Annotated in this window: 19 protein-coding genes and 4 tRNA genes; 13 read left to right on the plus strand and 10 right to left on the minus strand. The window is 40.6% G+C overall.

Features of this window, described 5'->3' with window-relative positions:
• Positions 1–272: 272 nt before the first annotated feature.
• Positions 273–422 (minus strand): hypothetical protein, encoded by a 150-nt coding sequence (locus tag HXT46_RS02625; protein WP_248898711.1) that lies wholly within the window; start codon positions 420–422, stop codon positions 273–275.
• An 843-nt stretch (positions 423–1265) separates the two neighbouring features.
• Between HXT46_RS02625 and HXT46_RS02630 the strand changes: the two genes are divergently transcribed.
• From HXT46_RS02630 to HXT46_RS02645, 4 genes are all read left to right on the plus strand, one after another.
• Positions 1266–1338 (plus strand) — tRNA-Gly (locus HXT46_RS02630).
• 28 nt (positions 1339–1366) lie between these two features.
• A tRNA-Cys gene (locus HXT46_RS02635) sits at positions 1367–1437 on the plus strand.
• A 31-nt stretch (positions 1438–1468) separates the two neighbouring features.
• Positions 1469–1540 (plus strand) — tRNA-Val (locus HXT46_RS02640).
• Positions 1541–1580: 40 nt separating this feature from the next.
• Positions 1581–1653, plus strand: a tRNA-Val gene (locus HXT46_RS02645).
• Positions 1654–1924: 271 nt separating this feature from the next.
• Here HXT46_RS02645 and HXT46_RS02650 read toward each other — a convergent pair.
• The 3 genes from HXT46_RS02650 to HXT46_RS02660 form a co-directional block, all read right to left on the minus strand.
• Positions 1925–2857, minus strand: coding sequence for a LysR family transcriptional regulator (locus HXT46_RS02650; protein ID WP_004111907.1), 933 nt, complete (start codon positions 2855–2857; stop codon positions 1925–1927).
• A gap of 106 nt (positions 2858–2963) precedes the next feature.
• The gene (locus HXT46_RS02655) at positions 2964–3650 is read right to left on the minus strand and encodes an HAD family hydrolase (protein ID WP_421786261.1); all 687 of its coding nucleotides are present in this window, start codon (positions 3648–3650) and stop codon (positions 2964–2966) included.
• Positions 3651–3664: 14 nt separating this feature from the next.
• The gene (locus HXT46_RS02660) at positions 3665–4708 is read right to left on the minus strand and encodes an ADP-dependent NAD(P)H-hydrate dehydratase (protein ID WP_421786262.1); all 1044 of its coding nucleotides are present in this window, start codon (positions 4706–4708) and stop codon (positions 3665–3667) included.
• A gap of 341 nt (positions 4709–5049) precedes the next feature.
• Here HXT46_RS02660 and HXT46_RS02665 point away from each other — a divergent pair, with 341 nt between their 5' ends.
• The 5 genes from HXT46_RS02665 to thrS all read left to right on the plus strand — a co-directional run bounded on the left by HXT46_RS02665 (position 5050) and on the right by thrS (position 11152).
• Positions 5050–6234: a metal ABC transporter solute-binding protein, Zn/Mn family gene (locus tag HXT46_RS02665; protein ID WP_004115334.1), complete on the plus strand. Its 1185-nt coding sequence runs from the start codon at positions 5050–5052 to the stop codon at positions 6232–6234.
• A 94-nt stretch (positions 6235–6328) separates the two neighbouring features.
• Complete coding sequence (locus HXT46_RS02670) at positions 6329–7141, plus strand: metal ABC transporter ATP-binding protein (RefSeq protein ID WP_013399558.1); 813 nt, start codon at positions 6329–6331, stop codon at positions 7139–7141.
• Entirely contained in the window at positions 7131–8075 is a 945-nt protein-coding gene (locus HXT46_RS02675; RefSeq protein ID WP_004111894.1) for a metal ABC transporter permease, read from the plus strand. Before HXT46_RS02670 ends, HXT46_RS02675 begins: the two co-directional genes overlap by 11 nt.
• Positions 8076–8077: 2 nt before the next feature.
• Positions 8078–8977, plus strand: coding sequence for a metal ABC transporter permease (locus tag HXT46_RS02680; protein WP_004111893.1), 900 nt, complete (start codon positions 8078–8080; stop codon positions 8975–8977).
• Between the two features lie 144 nt (positions 8978–9121).
• On the plus strand, positions 9122–11152 hold the full coding sequence (gene thrS / locus HXT46_RS02685) for a threonine--tRNA ligase (RefSeq protein ID WP_064623182.1): 2031 nt from the start codon (positions 9122–9124) through the stop codon (positions 11150–11152).
• A gap of 118 nt (positions 11153–11270) precedes the next feature.
• On the opposite strand, the gene HXT46_RS02690 is transcribed toward thrS, so the two are convergent.
• The 5 genes from HXT46_RS02690 to HXT46_RS02710 form a co-directional block, all read right to left on the minus strand.
• A complete protein-coding gene (locus HXT46_RS02690; protein WP_064623180.1) occupies positions 11271–12185 on the minus strand; it encodes a dihydrodipicolinate synthase family protein in 915 nt (304 codons plus the stop codon).
• Between the two features lie 124 nt (positions 12186–12309).
• A complete protein-coding gene (locus tag HXT46_RS02695) occupies positions 12310–13083 on the minus strand; it encodes an amidohydrolase family protein (RefSeq protein ID WP_020761062.1) in 774 nt (257 codons plus the stop codon).
• A gap of 41 nt (positions 13084–13124) precedes the next feature.
• Entirely contained in the window at positions 13125–14411 is a 1287-nt protein-coding gene (locus HXT46_RS02700; RefSeq protein WP_004111886.1) for an MFS transporter, read from the minus strand.
• Positions 14412–14553: 142 nt separating this feature from the next.
• Positions 14554–15345 (minus strand): SDR family oxidoreductase, encoded by a 792-nt coding sequence (locus HXT46_RS02705; RefSeq protein WP_004111884.1) that lies wholly within the window; start codon positions 15343–15345, stop codon positions 14554–14556.
• Between the two features lie 132 nt (positions 15346–15477).
• Positions 15478–16761 carry an enolase C-terminal domain-like protein gene (locus tag HXT46_RS02710; RefSeq protein ID WP_020760259.1) on the minus strand — a complete coding sequence of 428 codons (1284 nt, stop codon included), beginning with the start codon at positions 16759–16761 and terminating at the stop codon, positions 15478–15480.
• Between the two features lie 496 nt (positions 16762–17257).
• Here HXT46_RS02710 and HXT46_RS02715 point away from each other — a divergent pair, with 496 nt between their 5' ends.
• On the plus strand, positions 17258–18301 hold the full coding sequence (locus HXT46_RS02715; protein WP_004115320.1) for a LacI family DNA-binding transcriptional regulator: 1044 nt from the start codon (positions 17258–17260) through the stop codon (positions 18299–18301).
• Between the two features lie 141 nt (positions 18302–18442).
• On the opposite strand, the gene fucO is transcribed toward HXT46_RS02715, so the two are convergent.
• Positions 18443–19594 carry a lactaldehyde reductase gene (gene fucO, locus HXT46_RS02720; RefSeq protein ID WP_004111880.1) on the minus strand — a complete coding sequence of 384 codons (1152 nt, stop codon included), beginning with the start codon at positions 19592–19594 and terminating at the stop codon, positions 18443–18445.
• A 577-nt stretch (positions 19595–20171) separates the two neighbouring features.
• Here fucO and HXT46_RS02725 point away from each other — a divergent pair.
• The 3 genes from HXT46_RS02725 (at position 20172) to HXT46_RS02735 (ending at position 25533) form a co-directional block, all read left to right on the plus strand.
• Positions 20172–20999 carry an ABC transporter ATP-binding protein gene (locus HXT46_RS02725; protein ID WP_004111879.1) on the plus strand — a complete coding sequence of 276 codons (828 nt, stop codon included), beginning with the start codon at positions 20172–20174 and terminating at the stop codon, positions 20997–20999.
• Between the two features lie 17 nt (positions 21000–21016).
• Entirely contained in the window at positions 21017–23710 is a 2694-nt protein-coding gene (locus HXT46_RS02730) for an ABC transporter permease (protein ID WP_421786268.1), read from the plus strand.
• A gap of 371 nt (positions 23711–24081) precedes the next feature.
• Positions 24082–25533: a hypothetical protein gene (locus HXT46_RS02735; RefSeq protein ID WP_004111876.1), complete on the plus strand. Its 1452-nt coding sequence runs from the start codon at positions 24082–24084 to the stop codon at positions 25531–25533.
• Positions 25534–25696: the final 163 nt, after the last annotated feature.

Here is a 25696-nt window from a genome sequence, read left to right on the forward strand (position 1 = left end):
TGTATATATTGCTCAGTGTTTGGAATATAGCAAGCTCCATTCGAATAACTTTTAGATAAAATGTCTGAAAGTAATGTGGCTTGGCAAATACCACTGTAATTACCAAAAACAAGGAAAACTTACTTCATGCAATGTGCACTAGGTAGGCTTTCCTATGTTCCCGCTTAAAGGCTTTCATTCGGTTTTCTTTTAATCCATTACTAAAAACTCATTAAGGGAGCTAACTCATATAAGAATTAGCTCCCCTTAGCTAATCAATTATGCAAATTGCCTTATTTAGAACTTTTTTTAGTTTGAGATAAAGCACTTCCAGCAACGGACTTAGAAATTTTACTAAATCTCCCATCATGCAAAACTTTACTAGCTTTAGAAGCAACAGACTTAGAAGTTTGCTTCGTATTTCTGATACTATTTCTGCCCATACAATCACCCCCCCCCTCCTTGAAAAAGTTCTTACTATTTATGTAGTATAAATACCCTGCCCCCCTCATATATAGTACCACATGAATCTAAATTTAACAAAATGTAGTAAATAATGTTTAATGATAAATCTGGTATTGATAATTTATTTACTACAGAAAAGTGATATTTAATTCAAAATAAGTCAACTAACAGATACACCTTTGGGATTATAGGCCAAAAGTGTGTAAGAAATCATGTCTCACGCATTGCAATACAAGGGTTTTGCGGTAATCGAATCTGTTTTCTGCACATTCGCCGCCTGGACAAAACTGTGTAAAAAATAAGCTCATAAGCCTTATAGCAGTAGGGCTTATGATATATCGAATGTGGGTATTCTTATGCGCATTGGCGCTCGAGGCATGTATTAGCTGAGTATTTAACAATAAATCGTCAAACGCTGTTACTGGTGCAGTTTATGTACTGCACCAGTAACATATGACCGTTTTTTCTCAGTCAGTTGACTGAGTTAGTAACAGTGTTTAGATCGTGGATTATAGACACAGAATATTCATCAGCCTAGCTTTACGCACTTTTGGGCCTATAACCCCCTTATTGATTACGCGAGAATAAAAAAAGCAAAAAGCTCTAGGCATAACGCCTAGAGCTTTCGCCGACCGAGTACTCCCAATCCATTTGTTCCATCACTGTATCATATATAATCTTATTTACTAACAAACCTCAAACCAACACGCGCAAACACCACCAAACGACACGCCAAAAGACGCAAAGCTTGCATTTGAGAATATTTCGGGTATAGTAGTTACTCGTGCTTCGGCGCTGGCAGTTGTCAGTGTGAGAGCATTGCGGACATAGCTTAGTTGGTAAAGCGCAACCTTGCCAAGGTTGAGACCGCGGGTTCGAGTCCCGTTGTCCGCTCTAGGTCCGGTGAGTTATTCGACCTTACGGTGGGTTAGCCAAGCGGTTAGGCAGCGGCCTGCAAAGCCGTATAGATGAGTTCGACTCTCGTACCCACCTCGATTAAGCGGGTTAGCTTAATAAACAACCTGGGCGGTTGGCGCAGTGGTAGCGCACTTCCCTGACACGGAAGGGGTCACAAGTTCGAACCTTGTATCGCCCACTCGAAAGGATTGCCTTTCACGCATAATTAAAAAAATTTTGGGTGATTGGCGCAGCGGCTAGCGCACTTCCTTCACACGGAAGGGGTCATAGGTTCGATTCCTATATCACCCACAATATTGTTCAGTTTCGCGGTATGATATACCGCATTTTTTGTATCTACTGGTATGCCTCGGTATTAGTCAGCATTTTGTTAATACATTTTTCGTGTATAGGTTGACTTAAGAATAAGCGTAGCATCAAAATTAAACACTATTTTTGAGTTACACACAAAATAGTGTTGGATAATGTAACGGTGCTGAATAGTGTAATTCCCAAAATCTCGCAGTTACGCTGTTCAGTTACACTGTTCAGTCATGTTGCTTAATCACGCTGCTCAGTTCTACTATTTAGCTCTATTTATTACTTGATATCCGTGTTTAATTAACACAGATTCGAGTTGAGAAAGATACGCAATTGCTGCAGGGGAAAGATTCGTGCGCTCATTCTTAATCCACCCAACAAGCATGGTTTCTTCGCAATCCAGCGGAATGGTCACGATTTTCTCGTTATTCAAGTCGCCATTGTCGATTCCAGTGCAAATCGTAAAACCATTAAGACCAATAATAAAGTTCAAAATGGTTGCGCGATCAGTAACATTAATCTTTTTAGGCGGATGTTGAGGCCATACCGCTTCCTCCGTAAAGAAGAAGCTACCATCCTCACCCTGCTCATACTGAATAAACGGATATGGTCGCAAATCATCCAAAGTGAGTTTTTTATGACCCGCAAGTGGATTGTTTCTAGAAATAAACACATGCAATTTAGCGCGGAAAAGTGGATGGAATTCAAGATGCTTTTCTCGAAGCATCTTTCCAATAACGTCTTTGTTGTAGTCGGAAAGATAAAGCAAACCAAGGTCTGCGCGCATTGAAGTCACTTGATTAATAATATTTTTTGTACGAGTCTCCCTTAGTGAAAACTCGTACTCGTTAGAATCAATGCTGCGAATCATGTCTACAAAAGCCTCAACAGCAAACATGTAGTGCTGAGTTGCAACGCTGCAAAGCTGTTTTCTAGGCTTAGTGCTGTTGTAGCGCTCTTCAAGCAGATCTGCTTGGTCTAAAACTTGTCGTGCGTATGTTAAAAACTCAGCTCCGTCAACAGTTAATGCAATTCCTTGAGAAGATCTAGTAAAAATCTCAATGCCAAGCTCTCGTTCCAATTCTTTTACGGAAGAGCTTAACGCTGGTTGTGAAACATAAAGTTCATGCGAAGCTTCGTTCATAGATCCACACTCTACGATTTTCACAATGTACTTTAATTGCAGCAGCGTCATTATTAAGAGCCTTCCGATTTTGGGATTTATACTTGACTATTTCCAACTATTACAACTATAACAACTATAAACTAACGCCTATAATCTTGCGACTTTGGCTTAGTGCTTATAATCTAACGCCTAGCGATGCCAAATCCTCTCTAGCTTTTTGTGCTGTAGTAAAAACAAACCCGTGCATTCCAACATTATGCGCGCCATTAATATTTACTGGCTTATCGTCGAAGAAAACAGTTGTTTGCGGTTTCAATCCAAATCTGTTCATAGCAAGCTCAAAAATCTCAGGCTGTGGCTTATGCAATTTTTCAACGCCAGAAATAACCGTACCTTGTAAAAGCGTTTTCAATTCTGGGAATTTACGCAATGCGAGTGGGAAAGTTTCTTTAGACCAGTTAGTCAATCCCCAAACTCCGTAGCCAGCTTTGCGTAAATCGTGCAATAAATCAACTATTCCAGGCATCATTCGCGTAAGAACTTGGTCATAGTGTGTGCAATACCATTGAAAAGCGTTGCTAAGCTCCTTGCCAAAGCGCCTTTCATATTCTGGCAAAAGGTCTTTTAATAGTTCGCCGCCGTCCATTCGGTCTTCAAACTCATAGAATCCAGCCAAATCGTCTTTTCCAAAAGTGCCATTAGGGCAAATCGTGTCTACTAAATCCGGGAACTGTTTTTGTAAACAATTCCTGCAATTCCACTCGAGTAAGACCTTACAATAATCAAACATTACGTCGTGAATTTCAACAGATTCTACATTTTCATTTGTGTTGATATTTGTGTTGATATTTGTGTTTTTCATTTTTTCTTCTTTCACTAATTAAGATTCATTAAAAGACCAATAATGTAAGGCAGCGCATTAATAATATCGCTTGCTACAATTGGGTGATCTGAAGTTGAATCATCATTTGATTCCACTATGTCTTGCGCCAATTGAGTGTAATTGTTTTCGCTGTTGATTTTAGATGCTAATGATGCTGAAATTCCGTGGATTACAGCTGCGCTCGCTGCAATAAAAGCATAGTTTTCGTTTTCTGCGTAATTCGCGTAGTTTTCTGCATAATTTTCTGCACAATTTTTATTATTTTCTTTTCTTTCGCGTTGCGCTAATAATGCTCCTAGAATTCCTGCCAGTACATCTCCTGAACCTGCGGTTGCGAGCCAAGATGGAGCGCATTTTGCAATATAAATGGGAGAGTGTAGTTCTGATGGTGATGCAACTGCTGTTGTTGCGCCTTTAACTAGCACAGTTGCTCCAGTAAGATCGGCTGCTTTTTGAGCGTAGTGTGTTGGATTGCTAGATATTTGTTGTGCGCTTATATTCAAGTCGTATCTAGTAAAAAGTGAGCTTAATTCTCCTGCGTGTGGAGTGAGAACCACTTTTGTGCAAACCTGTTTTGGCAGTAAATCTAACGCTCCAGCATCTACGCATAGTGGTGGAAGATTATCTTTTTGACTTATTGATTGTTCTTTCGAATTATTATTTTCTTTCGCATATTGCGCAAGAATGCTCGCAATGTATTTTCTTTGATTTGCGCTAGCTTCAGTATTGCAATGATCCGCATCTGGTATTCCAGATCCAACTGTTATAGCGTCGATTTTTCCAGTCAATTGTTCCGAGGCTACTACTTCTGGAGATGTTTGTAATACTAAGTTTTGTGCGCGAAGAGGACCGGCATAACGAACCATTCCAATATTTGCGTGTGACGCAGCACTCGCGCTTAATATTGCAGCTCCAGGATACTCATTAGAACCCGTTACTAATCCCAGAACCCCACGCGAGTATTTATTGTAAAAAGGCTTAGGCTTTTTTAGACATTTGCTTACATCTTTTGCTTCTATGTTTAGAAGTTCACTCATGCTTACGATTGTAGTGAATATCTGGGATTGTTATTTGTGGTTTTGTTATTTGTGGTTTTGTTATTTGTCACATTGCATTCGCTATATACACCATTTATTTATATAACGCAAGAAAAATCGCAATTATATCAGACAAAAAATTTGCGACACGCCACTTTTGAAAAAATATAATAAATTTTCAAAATTTCATTGACCATCCATCATATTTTTTCTATGCTTTTAAACGTTATTGCTAACGATAATCTTTCCTAATTAAAAATAATGGAGAAAGTGAAAACGCTTTTTAAACAGATTACAAGACTTGCAATAATGTGAATTCATAGATTCCGGAAAGGAAAATAGTGAAAACTGCACGAATTTTTGCCACCGCAGCCACCGCCGCTTTGCTAACTGTTGGCTTGTGCGCATGTGGATCAACAGCTAAGACAGCAGATCAAAAGACTAACGGTAATCAAGTAAACGTAGTTGCAACCACCACTCAAATCTGCGATTATGTAACTCAAATCGCATCCACTGCAGATGCAAAATCTGGATTAAGCCTTAATAAAACCGATTCTCAAGGCAAAAAGTCTGTGATTGGCGCGCCTCAAGACAAAGCAAAGTCAACAATCAACCTTACATGCTTACTCGCGCCAAACGCGTCTGCACACGAGCATGAGATGACTCCAGCGCAATCCAAAGCGCTTTCTAAAGCAGATTTAATGCTTGTTTCTGGAGTAGATCTTGAGCACTTCTTAGATCAGGCTGTAAAAGCTACTGGATTTAAGGGCACGATGGGAGTAACTTCGGGCATTCTTACCGCAGACGAAATCAAGGATTCAAAGGCAGAAGCTGCTAAAGAAAAGAATCTTCCTTACAAGATTGACCGCGGTGTTGAAAAGGTTCATGCTGAAAAATGGCCATTCCCACCAGAAGAAGGCGAGAAAGAGCCAGAATTCCAGTATGATCCACATATTTGGACTAGCACCAAGAATACTATGATTCAAGTCAAGAATATTGGTAACTTCCTTGGCAAAGCTCTTCCAGAAAGCAAGTCAATCTTCGATGAGCATGTTGAAAAGTTCGTTAAGTCTCTTACTGATTTAGACTCTTGGGCAACTGAAGCTTTGAACAGCGTGCCGCAGGAACATCGCGTTCTGTTTACTTCGCACGACGCATTCGGATACTTCTCACGCGACTACAATGTTAAGTTTATTGGCGCAGCTCTTTCTGACTTCAACAGTCAGCAGGATGCAACTGCAGACCATATTAAGGAGGCTGCAGAAGCTGTTAAAAAGTCTGGTGCCGTAGCAATCTTTGCCGAAAATTCCAACAATTCAAAGTCTATTAAGGCTGTGGCTGCTGCTGCAGGCGTAAAGGCGATTATTGGCGACGATGCGCTTTATGGCGATTCCCTTGGTCCTGTTGGCTCTGCTGGCGAGACCTATATTGGTTCCATTGTCCACAATGTTCAGACTCTTGTTAAGGCTTGGGATGGCAAAGTTCCAGACCTTCCAGAATCTGTAAAAACTGCTTTGAAAAAGTAGTTAATAGGTGGCTATATAAGTAGCTGAAAATAATAAATCACTACAAAAGTAGTTACAAGAAGGTTAATTTATAGTGAATAAGAGCGTCCTAGCAATGAAAGATTGCGACCTAGCATACGGTTATAAAACTGTTGTGACTGGGCTTAACGGAAGTGTAGAAGCTGGAGAGGCTTTAGCTTTAATAGGACCTAATGGTTCTGGAAAAACAACGTTTTTGCAGGCGATTATTGGTATTGTGCGAGTAAGCCATGGAAGCTTAACAATGCCAAAAACGGTTTCTATAGGCTACGTTCCTCAACAAGTTGATTTGGATTTGACTTTTCCAATCACCGCTCGTCAGGTTGTAGCAATGGGCTTAAGCAGGCAAACTGGATTCCTTGGTTTGCTTAAAAAAAGCCAGAAAAAATCTGTTGAGGACGCTCTTAATCATGTTGGTTTGCTAAATAGAGCAGATGTGCGATTTGGTGATCTTTCTGGAGGTCAGCGCCAGCGAATATTGCTTGCTAGAGCTATTGTTGCGCGCCCTACGTTAATTCTTTTAGACGAGCCTTTTAACGGATTAGACGAGCCGAATCGAAAAGAACTGCTCAATATTATGAAGTCCGCAAAAGAAGATGGGATTTCGTTTGTTGTCTCTACTCACGACTTGGTAATCGCGGACGCGATTTGCGAAAAAGCCTTGCTTTTGGCTGGTCGTCAAGTAGCTTTTGGGCCTCTTAGAAAAGTCATGACTAAAGAAAACATATCTTTGGCTTATGGTGGAAGTATGCCAGCTGCAAGTGCGGGTATTACTTTGAATCAATTAGCAAACAAAGATGATTCGTTAAATGCGGCGAGTGTCACAAGCACTTTTAGTGATTCAAGTATTTCGGGCACTGCTTTAGGAGACGAATCCAATGCTAGCTGAATTGGTTGAGTCTTTGCGCAAAATCCTCGAGCCTATACCAGGATTTGACTTTATTGCATCCGCTCCATACATTTTCAGACCTTTCTGTCTTCTTATTGTTCTTGCGATTGCTAGCGGAATAGTTGGCGTGTTTGTTAACTTAAGATGCGCCGAGTTTAATGCGGAGGCTTTGGTTCACGGGATTTTTCCTGGAATCGTAGTCGGAGCGTTATATGGTGGAATTGGGCAAATTATTCCAGGAGCTTCGATTTGCGCAATTTTTCTGGTTGCCGCTCTTGTGTGGGCATCTAGGTCTCAAAAAATCAACGAGTCAATAATTGCAACAGTTTTAACAACATTTTTTGCGCTTGGAATCGTAATATCTCTTAAAAAGGGAGATATGTCTGGACAGCTTGAAGCACTTATGTTTGGACGTTTGCTAGATGTTACAGATGATAGAATGACTCAAGCAATGCTTATTTGTTTATTTGCAATCGCATTACTTGTTCTAACTTGGAAGAAGCAAATTGTTGTTGCGTTTGACCGCGCTAGTGCTCCTTTAATGGGTGTTAATACTTTACTTGTAGATATTGTGCTAAATGTTGCAATTGCGTCTGTTGTAGTTTCTGCATCTTCGGCTGTTGGCGTACTTCTTGTTATTGGATACCTTGTTATTCCTGGAGCTAGCGCAAGATTGGTTTCTCGCACTGTTGGGCGTATGGCGTTTGTTGGCGTTGCGGTTGGTATTTTTGGCGTTTTATTAGGCATGTACGCTATGAACTTGGAACTTGATCATCCAGTTTCTCCGCAAGCTGCAGTGGCGCTAAGTATTTGCGCAATGTTCGTAGTCGTTTTGATTTTAAGATTCTTATACAGAGTTACATACGCACTAGTGTTTTCTAAAAAGTTTTCTAAAAAGAAAAAGTCTAGCGCAATAGATGGTGGTGGAAAGTAATAATGGTAAGTATTTGGCAAATTATTGCTCTTCCGATTGTAGAGGCAATTGCTGTTGGAGCATTATGCGGTTTTGTTGGATCCTTGGCTTTGCTTAATCAGCGTATTTTCTTCACCGAGTCTATAACTCACGCTGCTTTTCCAGGAGCTGTTATTGGAGTTGTAGTTACATCTGTTTATACGATTGACCAAAACGTTTTGTCTATTGGTCTTTTTATTGGCGCTGCTTTGGCTTGTATTGTTTTGTCTTTTATGATGCATGTGCTTTCTAAACTAAAGGGCATATCTTCTCAAGCATCTGCTGGAATAACTCTTACTGTTGGTTTTGCAAGCGGCTACTTTTTAAACAAGTGGTTTGCTCCTCTTCCATTGCGAATTGAGGGTTTTTTAACAGGATCTTTGCTTAATTGCACTCCTGCAGACGTGATTTTTGCGATTATTGCATTCGCTCTTGCACTAGGATTGTGGAGTTTTAATAGTGCTAATTTGATTCATTGCTCTTTTGACTCCACTAATTACAAAGCTTTAGGAGGCAGAAGCGGATTAATGCAAGGAATTGTTCTTGCGCTAATAATCATTACAGTTTCGGTAATTATTCCAGCTGTTGGAACTGTTGTTTCGGTATCTTTAATCGCAGCTCCTGCAGCAGCACTAAAGAGCAGGATGCGTTCCATTAACAAATTTGTGTTTGCGTGCGTATTGTCTTCTATTTTTATAGCGCTTTTAGGACTTGCCTTAGCTGTGATTTTAAGACTTTCTGCTGGCGGAACTATCGCGATTTGCGCTGGATGCTTCTATTTAGTTGTAAAGCTTAGTGAAAGTATCTTTTTGAAAATACATGAGATTTATTCTGGTTTTTGCAAAAAATCATTGTTAAAAAGTCGCTCTGTTGTTCTAGAGTAACAGAGAATTGCACGTGAAAAATGCGTGCGATTGACGTCGTTTTTTGCGCGTTTTATTTATGTTTTAATCGCGTAAGTTTATCGACGCCACACAAGTCCAGGTCTGCACATTAGTAACGCAAGACCCCGATAGAAAAGGACAATTATGGCTGAAAATACCATCTCCATTACAGTAAACAATGAGCGCAAGGAGGTGGATGCAAGCTTCACTGGCGTTGAACTTTTCGCGGAAGATAAGAATATTATTGCCGTGCGTTTAAATGGCGAGTTGCGTGATTTGTACACGCCTCTTCATAACGGCGATACCGTGGAATCAGTAGCACTTGATAGTGAAGATGGCATCGCAATCATGCGTCATTCCGCTACACACGTGATGGCTCAAGCTGTTCAAGAAATTCGACCAGACGCAAAGTTGGGCGTAGGTCCTGTAATTAAAGACGGCTTCTACTACGATTTCGATGTTGATACTCCATTTACGCCAGACGATTTGAAGCAAATCGAAAAGCATATGCAGCGCATTATTAAAGAGTCTCAAAGCTTCCGCCGCCGCGTTGTAACAGAGGATGAAGCGCGCGAAGAAGAAGCAAATCAACCTTATAAGTTGGAGTTGATTGGAGATAAGGAAGCGGCTCTTGATCCGGCTGCTGCTGGCGAAATCAGCAAGCACGAGCTTAGCATGTACGACAATTTGGATCGCGAAGGCAATAAGGTCTGGAGCGATTTGTGCCGCGGACCTCATTTGCCAAATACGCGCTATATTAAGGCTTTTAAGCTTGAGCGTGTGGCTGCAGCTTACTGGCGTGGTTCGGAGCATAACCCTATGCTTCAGCGCATTTACGGAACTGCATGGCCTAGCAAGGAAGAGCTTAAAGCTTATACAACTCGCATGGAAGAAGCTGCTAAGCGCGATCATCGTAAGCTTGGTCAAGAGATGGATTTGTTCTCATTCCCAGACGAGATTGGCCCAGGCTTAGCAGTGTTCCATCCAAAGGGTGCTGCAATCATTAACGCAATGGAAGATTATTCGCGCGAACAGCACAGAAAGCATCACTACAGCTTCGTACAAACTCCTCACATTACTAAGGGTGGATTGTATGAGACTTCCGGCCACTTGCAGTGGTACAAGGATGGCATGTATCCTCCAATGAAGCTTGACGAAGAGCGCGACGAGAATGGCAATGTAACCCGCCAGGGTGCTGACTACTACTTGAAGCCAATGAACTGCCCAATGCATAATTTGATCTTCAAGTCTCGCCAGCGTTCGTACCGCGAGCTTCCTTTGCGCTTGTTTGAGTTTGGTACTGTGTATCGCTACGAAAAGTCTGGCGTTGTGCATGGCTTAACTCGCGTTCGCGGATTGACTCAGGATGATTCGCATATTTACTGCACTCGCGAGCAGATGCGCGATGAGTTAAAGAGCTTGCTTAACTTTGTGCTTGGTCTTCTTAAAGACTTCGGTTTGAACGACTTCTACTTGGAGCTTTCCACTAAGGATGAGCACAAGTTCGTTGGTTCCGACGAGATTTGGGAAGAAGCAACTAACACTTTGGCAGAGGTTGCTAAAGAGTCTGGTTTGGAACTCGTGGACGATCCAGGTGGAGCTGCATTCTACGGCCCGAAGATTTCTGTGCAAGCTCGCGATGCAATCGGCCGCACTTGGCAGGTTTCTACTATTCAGCTTGACTTCAATTTGCCTGAGCGCTTTAAGTTGGAGTATATTGCAGCTGATGGTAGCCACCAGCGCCCAGTTATGATTCACCGCGCACTCTTCGGCTCTATTGAGCGTTTCTTCGCGATTTTGCTTGAGCATTATGCCGGCGCGTTCCCAGCATGGTTGGCTCCAGTTCAGGTGACTGGCGTTCCTGTTGCAGACGAGTTTGCTCCGCACTTGCAAAAGTTTATTAGCGATTTGGAAGAGAATATGGTTCGTTGCGAAATGGACAGCTCCGACGATCGCTTTGGCAAGAAGATTCGTAACGCTTCTAAGTCTAAGGTGCCTTTCACTTTGATTGCTGGCGAAGAGGATGTGAACAACAATGCTGTGAGCTTCCGCTTCCGCGATGGTAGCCAATTGAATGGCGTTCCTACCTCGCAAGCTAAAGAGTGGATTTTGTCCATTATTAAGCAGCGCGTTCAAGTGAATACTGCAGAAGATTTCGAGCGCTACACAAAGTAGCATCCGCGATGCAACTTACGTAGCATAAATCAACGTAAGTCAATACAAAACAAACCCGCACTTCTTAACGTTGTGCGGGTTTATTCTTTTTATTCTTGATTTATTACGAGTGACTTAGTTATTTAAGCAGCGCACGAATTACTTCGATTTGCTCGCTATTAACTTGACTTGCAGGCTCGCGAACAAGCGTGCTAATCGGCAATCCCTTAAGATTTACAGCAGCTTTAATAGCAGAAATAAACAAGTCGGTAGTGTTGTAAACTGCCATCAAATGGCTGATTCTTTTAGCGCATTCAATAAGATGTGCAAAATCTCCAGCCTCATACGCCTTATGCAAAGATGCAAAAGTTTCTGGCTCTACATTAGTAAGACCACAAATCACGCCATTTCCTCCAGCAATCCTGTTAGGAGTGTAATACTCATCAAAGCCAGAGAAAACAACGAAATCTGGGTTTACGCGTCTAGTGGCTTCAATCATTGCGCGAGTATGGCTTATAGTATCTACCGTATCTTTAATACCAACAATATTCGGGTATTTTTCAGCAAGATTTGCAACTAAGCTTGGTGTTAAATCGCTGCCAGTTCGAGCAGGGAAGTTGTATAAAATCACAGGCAAGCTAGTTGCGTTAGCAATTGCGCCAAAGTATCGTTCTGCTGTTTGTGCGGTTGGCCCAAAGTAGTATGGAGATACAGCTACAACAGCGTCTGCTCCGCAATTTTCCGCAAACTTAGTAAAGTCAAGTACTTCGTTAAGATTTGTGTTCCCAACACCTATAAGAACTGGAACTCTGTGATTAACGTGTTCAATAGCAAACTTAGCAGCTTCCTTTTTTACGCTAAGTGGATATGCGTAGAATTCGCCGATGCTGCCAAAAATCAATATGCCATTAATACCAGCATCAATCAGATGGTCTAAGTGCTTTGCCCATAAGTTGTAGTCAATGCTTCCGTCATCTTTGCTTACAGTTATTGATGGGCAAAACACGCCCTTAAAAGCATGCAAATCAAGCTTTGCGCTATTAGAAGTAGTCATAAAATTCGTCCTTTTATTTAATTATTTTGTGTATTTAATTATGGGGTATAAGACTTTAACTGGCAAAATCTTACACCCCATAAGCAATGATTATTCAAATCGATTATTCAAATAACTTAATTAATTACAGTTTAATACCATACGCCTTCTTTGCATTATTCATAAAGAAATCTTCGTCATCGCCGAAAAGCTCAACCATTAAGTCAAGATGCTGCTTAAGTGAAGAATTCAACTTAACAACTGGCCAATTGGAGCTAAAGAGTAGGCGATCAGGGCTAAAGGTGTCTTTTACAAACTTAACAATATCTGGATTTACTGGATTATCTCCCGAAATCTTAATATAGCTGTGTGGAAGCTTTGCAAACGCACGCAAAGCATTGCAAGAATCGTCGTCTAATCCTGGAACATTGCCCAAATGGTTTAGAACAACAGTAACTTCTGGAACTTGCTCAAAAGCTTTAGCCATATCTCCAAGTTCTTCGCCACGATTGCAAAGCTCGAAAGGCATGCCTTTCTTCGCCATTGCCTTAAGACCACCAATAAACGAAGGCTCTAGGCAGCGTCCGCGTGGCTCGCTCGGAATATGAAGAGGCTCGCGAATACCAGTTGCGTGAATTGGAACGCGCATAAACGGATCCAACGTGACTCTAAGCATTTTAGCTAGAATCTTAGGATTAGGATTTTCGCCAATAAGCTTATCTTCTAGCTCGTGGTCTGCAGCATCAACCTCAACGTATACGCCGCCGAGGAAGTCAACGCCTAAATCGGCATACTCTTTTTCTAGCTGCTCTAGAGTAAAAGTGTGGTTTAACTTGTCTAAGCCATCAAGCCAAGGCAAGACTTGCTTTGTTGGATCCCAAATATGAAAATGTGAATCCAAAATACGAAGTTGAGACATAATAAATTTTCCTTTCTAAAGACTTTGTAGTTATTCGCGAATTATTTAGCTTCTACAAGACCAATCTTTGAGCCCCAAAGAGCGTACCAAGCAACATACAAGAATCCTGGAACTGTGAGCAATACGGCGGCTTCGATTCCAGCAAAATCTTGTACCAAACCGAAAACTAACGGAATGATTGCAGCGCCAACAATGCTCATAACGAGTGCAGAAGAACCAGTCTTTGCTGCTGCTCCATGAATTCCCTTAAGAGTAAGAGAGAAGATTGTTGGGAAGCCAATGGAGATAAACAAGTACGCTACAATGTAGGCGATTACAGAAATCTGACCAAGTCCAAGGAATGCAACAAACATAAGAACTGCGCTCAAAGTCATGTACAATCCAAGAATCTTGCCACCATCAAACTTTGCCATCAAAGGAGTTGTAACAAAGCGGCCGATTGTAAACATTAAGGAAACGATTGCAAGCATAGAAGCAGCAACACCAGTGGTGATTCCAGTACCCCAATGCTTTAGAGCAAAGTCGGAGAACATTGCCATTCCAGCAACTTGAAGTCCAATAAAGATGAATTCTGCAATAATTCCAAGAGTAAAGTATGGCTTGCTCATAAGATGAATGAAGGAAGAATCACCCTTGCTTTCCTGGTCTGCCTCAACGTCTCCTGGAGGAGTAGGGAGTTTAAAGCAGAAGAAGATTGCAATAATCGCAATAAGAACAATGCCAATAACAATGTAAATCAAGCGAGTATCGCCAAGGAACTTTAGCTTAGCAACGTCGAAGCCTGGCTCGTTCTTAGCAACAGTTTTGCCTAAAATTTGACCAAGAATAAGAGGTCCAACAATGTTTCCAACTCCGTTGAAGCTCTGTGCCATGTTGATTCTAAAGGATTCGCCCTTCTCATCGCCAAGCTTAGTAATGTAAGGGTTGCAATTCGTTTCCAAAGTTGCTGCGCCCAACGCTATAACAAACATTGCAACTAGGAACATTGCGTAGCTTGCGGTAGCTGTTGCAGGGATTACCGCAAATGCGCCAAGAGCAAAGAGTGCGAGGCCACTAATAACGCCGCCCTTGTATCCAAAACGCTTTGCGATTAAGCCTGCAGGAATTGCCATAACGAAGTATGCGCCAAAATATGCTACCTGCAGCAATGCTTTTTGAGTATTATTCAGTTCAAGATAATTGCCAAATGGTGAATTCAGTGCATTGACCAAATTCATGGTCAAGCCCCATACAAAGAACAAAGATGTTACCAATACGATGGCAATCATAGCTTTTGAGCCATTTTTACTATTCTTAACGACGGCATTGTCGTTTTCTTTTGTAGTCATCGTCACTCCTGTGTGAGAATAATTCTAAAAGTTTAAGATTTTAAGTTCTTAAATGATTTTGTGCAATGGTGCGCAAACACACATTCGCATTGCGCACCATTTACTAGCTAAACTGCATTAATCTTAAATTTGGATTTGTGATTTAAGACAAAGCTCGATCAAGATGCACGTAGCCTCCATCAACGAATACCCACTGACCAGTGGTGTGCGAAGAGCGATCCGAAAGCAGGAATGCAGCTTCGTTTCCAATCTCTTCCGTAGTAGTCATGCGGTTTTCCAGAGGAATCTTGTCTGTAATAACCTTCAAGCGAGCTTGCTGAGCAGCTTCGTCACCAAATGTCTTAATCCAATCTGCATACAGTGGAGTCCAGCATTCCGAAACAACAATCGCGTTTACGCGCACGCAATCATGGACAAGAGCTGCAGCCCATTCGCGAGTCAAGCCTAAGATTCCGCCCTTTGCAGCAGCATAAGCGCTAGTCTTGCCCTGGCCAGTTAGAGCAGTCTTAGAAGAAATGTTCACAACTGCTCCGTGGCTTTCCTTCAAGTACTTTACAGCAGCATGAACAGTTTCGTAGTAGTGAGTGAGGTTTCCGTGAATCGACTTCTCGAAGTCGCGCCAAGAAGTGGATTCCAAATCCTTGTTGTCGTTAACGCCAGCGTTATTTACAATGCCGTCAATATGACCATACTTCTTATAGGTTTCTTCAATAATTGGTGCAATCTCGTCCGTGTCGTTCAAGTCGAGAAGATAAACATCGTAGTTCTTTGTGTATTGCTCAATATCTTTGCGGAATGTTTCTTCTGCAGCATCTGCGCGGTTAATAACTACTGGAATTGCGCCTTCTCGAGCAAGTTGAAGCGTAATGCCTTTACCAATTCCCTTGAATCCACCTGTTACAATGAAAACCTTGCCTTCCAAATGCAAATCCATAATGAACTCCTTTGTTAAATGATGTGGTTTGCTTTTAGTTAATTTTTAAATTATAAAATTCTATGATTTGTTATTTTTACAAGTGGCTAATCGTTAATCACTATGCGATTAGCCACTTATTTTTTATTATTTTTAGCCGCGATAAAGGTACTTTTCGGCTGTTTCCAGCGTCATCTCAGTGCCATTACCTGGGGCGGTTGGCGCAACGTAATTGCCATTCTTGATTTGTGTTGGATGTACAAAGTGCTCGTGCTGATTGTCTACGTATTCAATCATGCGACCTTCCTTTGTTCCAGAAACTGCAACATAATCAAACATTGCAAAGTGGCATACGGCTTCGCATAATCCAACGCCACCTGCGTGTGGGCAAACTGGCTTGTTAAACTTACGAGCAAGCAAGTATTCGAGAACAACTTCTTGTGGACCTGCAACTCGAGTTGCGTCTATTTGCATGATTCCAAATGCGTTTGCCTGCAAGTATTGCTTGAACATGATTCTGCTTTGCATTTGCTCGCCAGTTGCAACTGGTATTGGGTTGATTGCGCGAGCGATTGTTGCGTGTCCAATAACGTCGTCTGGGCTTGTTGGCTCTTCTACCCAAGCTAAGTCGAAGTCGTGGAAGCGATTAATCCAAGTAATTGCTGTTGGAACATCCCACACTTGGTTTGCGTCTACTGCAAGTCGAACATTTGGGCCGATTGCTTCGCGAGCGAGTGCGAGTCTTCTTAAATCGTCGTCTACATTTTGACCAACCTTAAGCTTAATTTGCTTAAAGCCTTTAACTTGCGATTCTTCCTTAGCGATTGCAACCATTTTCTCGTCGCTGTAACCGAGCCAGCCTGCGGCAGTGGAGTATCCTGGGTAGCCGTTTACAAGCAAGTCTGCAATTCGCTCTTCCTTGCCTTTTTGGCCATCTTGCAAGAATTCGATTGCTTCTTCTGGCTTTAAAGCGTCTGTCATGTAGCGGAAGTCGAGCGTAGAGACTAATTCCTTTGGATCCATCTCGGCAAGCAAGCGCCACAATGGCTTTCCAGCTCTCTTTGCTTTAATATCCCACAATGCGCTCAAAATCGCGCCAATTGCCATGTGCTCTACGCCTTTTTCAGGACCTAGCCAGCGAAGTTGTGAGTCGTGAACAAAAAGATCCCATGCAAGTCGCATGTTGTCTAGTAATTCTTCTACGTTTCTGCCAATAAGCACTTGAGACATGGAGTCGATTGCTGCGCAAACAACATCGTTGCCGCGGCCAATCGTAAATACAAATCCAACACCTTTAATGCCATCGTCTAGGCTGGTTTTGATTTCTACGTATGCGGATGAATAATCTGGATCTTTGTTCATTGCGTCGGATCCAGAAAGCGTTTGCGACGTAGGGAATCTAAAATCATAGGTTTTTACTGATGTAATTGTACTCATAACGATTTGTGCTCCTTTGCTTTAAGATCGTTGTGACCTACTCCTATATTTTATAACAAAATAATAGAAAAATGTTCTAATTGTTAGGAAATTTTCGTAAATAATTTTTTGCGAATTTTTCCTAATCTCGCGTTTTGTGATAAATGTCATATTTCGGATTTTAAGAATATTGAAAAATTGAGCTTTTATCTTTTATAACTGTTAAAAAATGAATACTTTTGGCATCGATGTTATCTGTTAAATTCTGATTATTCGGCGTGTCATAAGAAAATTTCGCGACTTTGCATAGTCTGTAGCGAAATAACATATGATATTATTTCTATTAGTCTTGATACGTCAGGCAATAATGCGGTTTTTCTATTTTTTGAATTTTCGCATTGCTGAGAATTAATGCAAAATTAAGTAAGAAATTTTCTCTGCATTTGTTTGCGACTTAAGAAAATTTTGCGACTTATAAGCATATGAGCATAGGAATATAGGAATTAGGAGAGTGCATATGCCAACTCGTAGTCACGCAACTAGCATTGCTGAAAATGAATCTTCAAAACCTCGCATAACGGAGTTGGCTAAAAAGGCGGGGGTATCGCCTTCTACAATTTCAAAGGTTATTAACGGTAGAACTGGCGTTTCAGATGAGACTCGCAAAAAAGTAGAAGAAGTTCTTTTAAAAAGTGGGCGCGAGTATTCGCTTGTAAGCACTAAGGTATCTCCGACAATTGAATTATTAGTAGATTATGTGGCAAATAATGGCACGATTGAGATGATTACTTACGCATCTCGTTGGGCGCAAAGAGAAGGATTAGCTCTTACAGTCGCTCAAACCGATAATGGTAAGAAACGTGATGAATGTTTGCGTGGAATTGTAGATAGAAATCCTCTTGGTGTTATATCTCAAATGTCTGATCTTACGCAGAAAGATAAGGAATTTTTGCGTATGCGAAATATTCCGTTGATTATAATTGATCCCGTGTCTCTTTCTAATGGGGAAGATCACACGATTTCAATCGATAATTGGACAGGAGCTTATGAGCTTACAAAACATCTGATTAATCTGGGGCATAAGAGAATAGGCGTTATAACTGGTCCTCTTAATGTTCAATCTGGTGTAGCCCGATTTGCTGGCTATAACGCTGCAATGGAGCAGTCTGGCTTGACGATTGATAAAGATTTGGTTAAAGAGGGGGATTATCTTCCTGAACGTGGCTATGAAATGGCTTGTAAGATTTTGGATTTGCCTGAAGAAAAGCGTCCTACTGCTATTTTTGCTTGCAACGATATTACAGCTGTAAATGTGTATCGCGCTGCTCGCGAACGCGGTATTAAGTTAGGATCTGAGCTTTCTGTAGCTGGGTTTGATGACGTGTATCCTGCACAGTATTTGATGCCATCTTTAACAACTGTTAATCAGCCTTTTGACTCAATAGCAAAGAATGCTATTAGAATGATTCTTGAGATTAGGGAAGGTAAGGAGATTGAGAATCAACTGGTTCTTCCTGCGCATATTGTTATTCGAGAAAGCACTCAGACTGTTGTCGATTGATAGAAGAGTTATTAGATATAGAATTTGACTTATGATTTATGGCTTATGACATAAATCAAATAAATGTGGACGCAACTTAAATCAAGATAAATTGCGTCCACAAATATTGCGTATTTATTTATTATTTATTATTTTAGAAGACTACATCAAGCTTGTGTAAATCTTGCGAATGTCTTCCAAAGTTGCCTTGCGTGGGTTTCCTGGAGTGCAAACATCTGCCAAAGCGTCGTGGCTCAAGCCTTCAATATCTGCCTCACTAGCTCCAACTTCGCTAATCTTAGTAGGATTTCCAAGCTTAACAGTTAAGTCGTGAACTGCCTTTACAGCAGCATTGCGCACGGTTTCGAGGTCATCTGTGTATGCGTTTGGAACGTCGAATGCTGCAGCAATATCGCGATACTTTTCGCCAGTGTAATCCTTGTTGTATTCCATAACAGGAGCGAGCAAAATTCCGTTTGCAACGCCATGAGCAACGCCAAGGCGACCACCGAGTGGGTGAGCCATGCCGTGAACTAAGCCCAAACCAACGTTGGAGTATGCCATGCCAGTTATATAGCTTGCGTAAGCCATTTGTTCGCCTGCTGGAACGTCTCCATCTGCGCTCTTTGCAAGGTTTTGTGCAATCATGCGAATTGTTTGCAAAGACAGGCAATCCGAAAGGCTCCATGCGCCTGGTGTAATGAAACCTTCGATTGCGTGGGTGAGTGCGTCCAAACCAGTTGCAACTTTAAGCGAGCGTGGCATGGAATCGGTTAAGTCTGGGTCTACGAATGCAACGATTGGAATATCGTGAGGGTCTACTGCAACGAATTTACGAAGCTTTGCAGTATCGGTAACAACATAGTTGATTGTTGTTTCGGATGCGGTTCCAGCGGTTGTTGGCACGCCAAAGATTGGAACAGAAGGATTCTTTGTATCTGCAACGCCTTCAAGAGAAAGAACGTCGCCAAACTCTGGGTTTGCTACAATAATTCCAATGCCTTTGCATGTATCTTGTGGAGAGCCGCCGCCAAGTCCAATAAGGAAGTCTGCTCCAGATACCTTGAACTTTTCTACACCGTCTTGAATGCATTCAACAGGTGGATTTGGCTTTACATTGTCGAATACTTCGTATGGAAGACCAGCTGATTCTAGAACGTCTGTAACTTTTTTAACGGTTCCAGTTTTTACAAGAACAGGATCTGTTACTACAAATGCTTTTTTAAAGCCGTGTGCTTTAGCAACGTTTGGAATCTCTTTGATTGCTCCGCGACCGAAGTAAGCAGTCTGATTGAAAATCATTCTATAGACCATGCGAAAATCTCCTTTGAGTTTCATATTGGCATACACCAAATTTTTGGTAGTCGTTTAATATTTTACAATATTGCATGACATTTGGCGAGTGTATTAAATAAGCTTTTTATTACTAAACTTAACAAATAAGCAATTAAAATGAACATAAACTAACTAATTTTATGCATTTTTATTTATTTTAGATATAAATAAGCACATTTATAAAAATTCGAGCACATGATTTGCAATGAATATGTTGAAAGAAAAATATTAATCACGTTAAGAAAAATTCTTTAATTGATTGGTGTTTTAGTTATCTAATTGATTTATTTTGAATTAAATAATCTATTTGGAATGCAAATTTAGATCTGTAATATTACGCCTGTGAATTTAAGCCTCTCATACTGGCTCTCATACTAAAGTATGACGATTTTATATAAGAGCATTTTTATATCAAAATTTAATATCAAAATTCCTATTATTTCAATGAGAATATCAGCCTTACGCACTATAGAGAATGCGTTTTTAATCCCGTAAATTGTAATTGTAAGGTAATTCCAATACTTGTAAGGAACTGCAAAAGTAAGCGAGGTGCAAAATGAGTGTTGAAAATAGTCAAGATACGCGTTTTACGCAAATGAATTATTCCGCTCAAGAAGGTTTGATTGGCGAGACTGCGGTTGCAGCTTTGCATGTTGTTAAAGATTTTGGCAAGGGTGCAGGCATTGTTCACGCTTTGCGAGATGTAAGCGTTAGTTTCGAGCGCGGCAAGTTTACTGCGATTATGGGTCCTTCGGGTTCTGGAAAGTCAACTTTAATGCATTCTTTGGCTGGTCTTGACAGCGTTAATTCTGGAAAAGTTTTGGTTGACGGCCTAGATATTACAGGCATGAGTGATAAGCAGCTTACGCTTATGCGCCGCGAGATGGTTGGTTTTATTTTCCAAAGTTTTAATCTTCTTCCAATGTTTAGCGCTGAGCAAAATATTCTTATGCCTCTTACTTTGGCAGGCAAAAAGCCAGATAAGCAATGGTTTAATACTTTGGTTAATACTCTTGGCTTGCAAGATCGTTTAAAGCATAGGCCTGCTGAGCTTTCTGGTGGTCAGCGTCAACGCGTTGCAATTGCTCGAGCTTTAATCTCTAAGCCTTCCGTAGTTTTTGCAGACGAGCCTACTGGCAATCTCGACTCTGCTTCCAGCTTGGAAGTTTTGCATTTCTTGAAGAAGTCTGTAACGGAGCTTGGTCAAACTGTGATTATGGTTACTCACGACGCTGTTGCAGCGTCTTACGCGGATCGAGCAATCGTGTTTGCAGATGGTCAAATCGTTGAAGACGTGCAAAATCCTACTGCAGAAGGAATGAGCAAGATGCTTATGGAGCGTAGCGAGGCTGGCGTTAATAATCAGCCTGCTCAATTGCAATAAAAGGTGGTGAACTTAGAATGTGGAAAATCGCACTAAAACTTATGCGTAAAAGCATGCGCATGCTAATCGCCTCTGGAATTGCAATTCTTATAGGCAGCATGTTTATGAGCGCTACTTTGCTTTTTGCAAACAGCGTTGATGACTTGATGGTTCGAAACGCAACAAATGAATTCGGTAGCGCAAATTATGCAATCTCATTTAGGAATCCTAACAGTTCTCCGAGTAGTGAAATTCATTATAAAGATCTTCATTTAGACGAAATATCGAAGATGCCTGGTGTTAACGGTATTCGTAGTGACGATGCTACTGCGCTTGTAAGAGTAGAAAAAGGTGATAAATCAGTTACGAGTATTGCTTGGTCTAATGGTTTGTATGGAAATCTTCCTGTGTATAAATCAACAGAAGGTAGAGATCCGCAAGAAATAGGCGAAATCACGCTTATTAAAAGTATTGCTAAATCAATACATGCAAATATTGGCGATACTATAACTTTGGTTAAAGTAGATGACACTGGCGGAGATAAAGAAAAATCGTACGATGTTCGTGTGGTTGGTCTTGTTGACGATGGAGAACATTCTCAAATACCATTTTCAAATCGCGGCACGTATCTTGGTGGCATAACGAACGATTTTTGTGCAAAACTCGAAAATATTGAGAATTTTGACAATCAAGTTGTGCAAAGCAAAGTGTACATGAGTATTGATGAATCTAAAATAAACGATTTATCTCCTAAGATTAACGCTTTGCTTCCTTCGAGATTCTCTCTTATGTCTAGGCACGAAGTTGGTGTGAGATCTGTTCGAAATGTGTCTAACGGCACTAATTTTGTGACTATGTTTTTGCTATCTTTTGGTATTCTAGCGTTGCTTATTTCTTCGCTTGTTATAGCAAACACATTCCAAGTGCTGGTTGCTCAACGCAGACGAACTCTTGCGCTTTTGCGCGTAATTGGCGCACAATCTCACCAGCTTTATGCTGCAGTTTTGCTTGAAGCTGCAATACTTGGAGTTATTTCCGCGGCTGTTGGTGTGCTTTGCGCAATCGGATTTATGGGCGCAATTAGTAACGTGAATATTAATTCTGGACCGTTATCTAAGATTCCTTTGATTGTCTCGCTTCCGGCAATTGTGTGGCCAATAGCAATTGGCACGATTGTAACAGTTCTTGCGTCTATGAGTGCTGCGCGATCTGCTACAAAAGTAACGCCTATGGAAGCGCTACGACCAATGGATTTGATTAAAGATAAGCGTGCAAGCATTATTCGCGCTGTTTTTGGCGTTCTGTTTATTGTTGTAGGTATTTTAGCTACTGCTTTAAGTGCTACTTCTTTAGCGAGTATGATTGCTGGGAAGTCACCTAATGCTGGTTCTGACTCTTGGATGACTTTGCTTGGAGCAATGTTTGGTTGTGCGCTTGTTTTCATCGGAATTATTATTACAGCAACATTCTGGATGCCGTTCGCTATGAAGGCAACTGGCGCAATCATGGCACTTTGTGGGCCTGCTTCTAAAGTTGCCAACGCAAACGTGCAACGAAACCCTAGAAGAGTTGCAGCAACTGGAACGGCTTTGCTTATTGGCGTAACGCTTGTTTCTACAGTAGTAACGGGCGCAATATGTGGTAAAGCAACTCTTAAAGGTGTTGTTGATGACCGTTACAGTGTTGACATTATTATTCAAGGCAAGAATGTTGATGAATCTCTAGCTGCCGATATTTCAAAGATTAGTGGAATAAAGCATACTGAGTTGCTTCCTGCAGTTCCTATGACTTTTAAGAACGCTAAGGGCAAAACTGAGTATGCTATGGCAGTTGGAGTTGATAATGTAAATCAACTTAAAAATGTAATGCACACTGACCTTGATGGCGTTAATATAAACAAAGATTCTATACTTTTGCCTAAGTTTAATGAAGAAGGTGGAGAACCTTTTGAGCTTAAAAAAGGAAACCTTGATCTGCAAGCTTACGTAGAAAAGTACAGTTCTGGTGAAACAGACAGTGATAATATTACGCCATTTACTGGCACGAATACAGACTCTAGTAATAACGATAAAAGCATTACTGTAAAGCAAGTTCAGTTTAAGAAGTATAGAAATGTTAATATATATTCAAGGAATACTGCTTTTGTTAGCAAATCTTACTTCAATAACTACCTTAAGCCTACAACGCATATTCTGCTCATTTCGGTAGATTCTAGCAAAGCTAATCTTGTAGATATTGTTAAAAATATTAGAAATATTACATCTAGCTATGTGGAGGTTATGGCTGCTGGAAGCGTGTTTGAGCGAGCGCAGTGGGAGAGTGCTATCGACGTAATGATGATGTTGCTTGTTGGCTTAATAGCAGTAGCTGTTGTGATTGCTTTAATAGGCGTTGCAAACACATTAAGCTTGTCTGTTATTGAGAGAACCAAAGAATCTGCAACTTTGCGCGCAATAGGCATGACAAGAGGCCAGGTTAGAAGATCTCTTGCGTTGGAAGCAACGTTGATTTCCTTAACAAGCACCGTTTCTGGCTTGATTGTTGGAACAGTGTTTGGGTGGATTGGATCCTACATGGTGTTTAGCGTAATTGGCAAAGTTCCGTTTGTAGTTGATTGGGCTATTTACGCGGTTCTTGCTCTAATCACTTTGCTTGCAGCGCTTCTTTCTAGCGTTCTTCCGGCTCGTAGAGCAGTGAAGTCTTCGCCAGTAGTTGCGCTCGCAGAAGAATAAACTATATGTTGTTATAACATATATTAAGTTAATTATAAAAACAGAAATAATGCTGGTGTAGTTGTGCATCAGCATTATTTTTTTCTACATAACGTGCGACACGCAGAAAAAATAATGTGATGTACATCAAAAAAATAAATAAATTTTATGCATAAAATACAATTGTTTAGATATTATTAATATGGATTTATATTTTTATCGGGAAAATCGAAAAAATTAAGTATTAAATATTTGTTATAACAAGTTAATCGAAAAATTTTTCGATTATTTGACGTTGGAATCTTATTTATTTCTCTGTTATGCTCTTTGGTTGACTGCTGACATAAGCATAAATTAAATATGAGGCCGCTACGAGCAAGGAGTAGAAGAATATGGTAACGGTCAATAAAAAATCTGCCGCAGTGATTGCAGGAATCGTGTTGTTATTAATGCAAAGCCCAATGCCAGCGTGGGCACAAGAAGCTGTAAGTGGATCAGAACCAAATAATGTTGTCGATGCTTCTGATAACAAATTCGGTAAATTAGAAGATTTAGATTTGGGTGCTAAAGATCCAGAGACACAAGATGAATTACTTTCTAGTCGTAAAAGTGCAAAAAATAATTTAAAGATTTATGAAAACAAGTTAAAAGAATTAGAAATAAAAGTTAAGACTTTAAATGAACTTGTAAAAAAAGAATTGGAAGATAGTAATAATAAAACTGATAAAATTGAAGAATTAGAACGCAGAATGGAATCTGCTTCTGAATCTGATTTTGATCGTCTTAATGGAGAGAAAATCAAGCTAGATGAAGATAGAAAAAATATAGAAAACAATCTTAGAGACAATACTAAAAAGTTGAATTCTGCTGAAGAGGATTTGAGAAAATATAATATATATTCACAAAATGCAAGGCAACAAGTAGCAGAATATGAACGAAAACTTAAGGATAATTTTGGTGTAGATATCAATGATCTTAATAAGGAAGAAAATAAGGTTCAAGAAGAAACAATGAAGCCGGATTCTCCTACACCAGCTCCACGTACAGAGTCAGATACTACAGTTGATACGCCAAATGACTCTACTAAGTCGAAGAAAGAAGTTGAGAAGTCCATTCCAGAAGTAAAATCTCCAGATACTAAAGTTATTGAAGAAAAAGCTGCACAAGAAAAAGATTCTGTGCAGACTCAGCCGAAGGATTCTAAAGTTGATTCGCGGTCTTCAGATAATAAATTTGCATCTTCTGAATATAGATCTTCGCAAGTAGAATCATTAGAATCTAAGAAATCTAAAGCGAAGAGTGTTGAAGTTGAATCGACTACTTCTTCATCTGTAGCAGCACGCCCAGCAGAATCCTCTGTAACACCATTTGCTCCAGTTTCTGAATCAAAGGTTATCCCACAGAATGCTACATCCAAGGAAATTCCTGCGGCTTCTGTTGGAAACTCACAAAATGCATCTGCTGTTTCTCCTGCGTCAGATGTTTCTGCTGCTTCCGCAAATGTGAGCACTACTGCATCAGTTGCAGCGCAGACAGCATCGCCAGTATCTCATCCAGCAGAATCCGAAGCAAATAACGCTTCTAGTAGCGAAAAAAGCGATTCTCAAAATACTGAAGAAGATAAAAAAGATGAAAATACGGAAAATGAAGAGGTAAAAGAAGATTCCAAAGCTGTTGAAGAAGCCGATAAGTTATCTGAAGCTAAAAGCGATAACGCAAAAGCACCATCGAACAACAATAATCTTGTAGTTGCTGGCGCTGTTGTAGGAACAATGGCAATAGGTGGTTCTGCAGCTGCAGGTATTTATATGAGTCGCGGTGGCAAAATTCGCTTTTCTAAATAAAACTTAGGATTGCTGATAATCAAATACAGATAGCTAAAATAGCTTAATGCGAATATAAATAGCACAAATAATATAAAAAAATTAAAATGCGGTTGCAAGTCGATCGTTCAATGAAGAATAGATTAATTTTGCAGCCGCATTATTTTATAGAAAAGATTTATTG

Origin of the sequence: Gardnerella sp. DNF01204 (assembly GCF_049244145.1) — a bacterium.
GTDB lineage: Bacteria > Actinomycetota > Actinomycetes > Actinomycetales > Bifidobacteriaceae > Bifidobacterium > Bifidobacterium vaginale.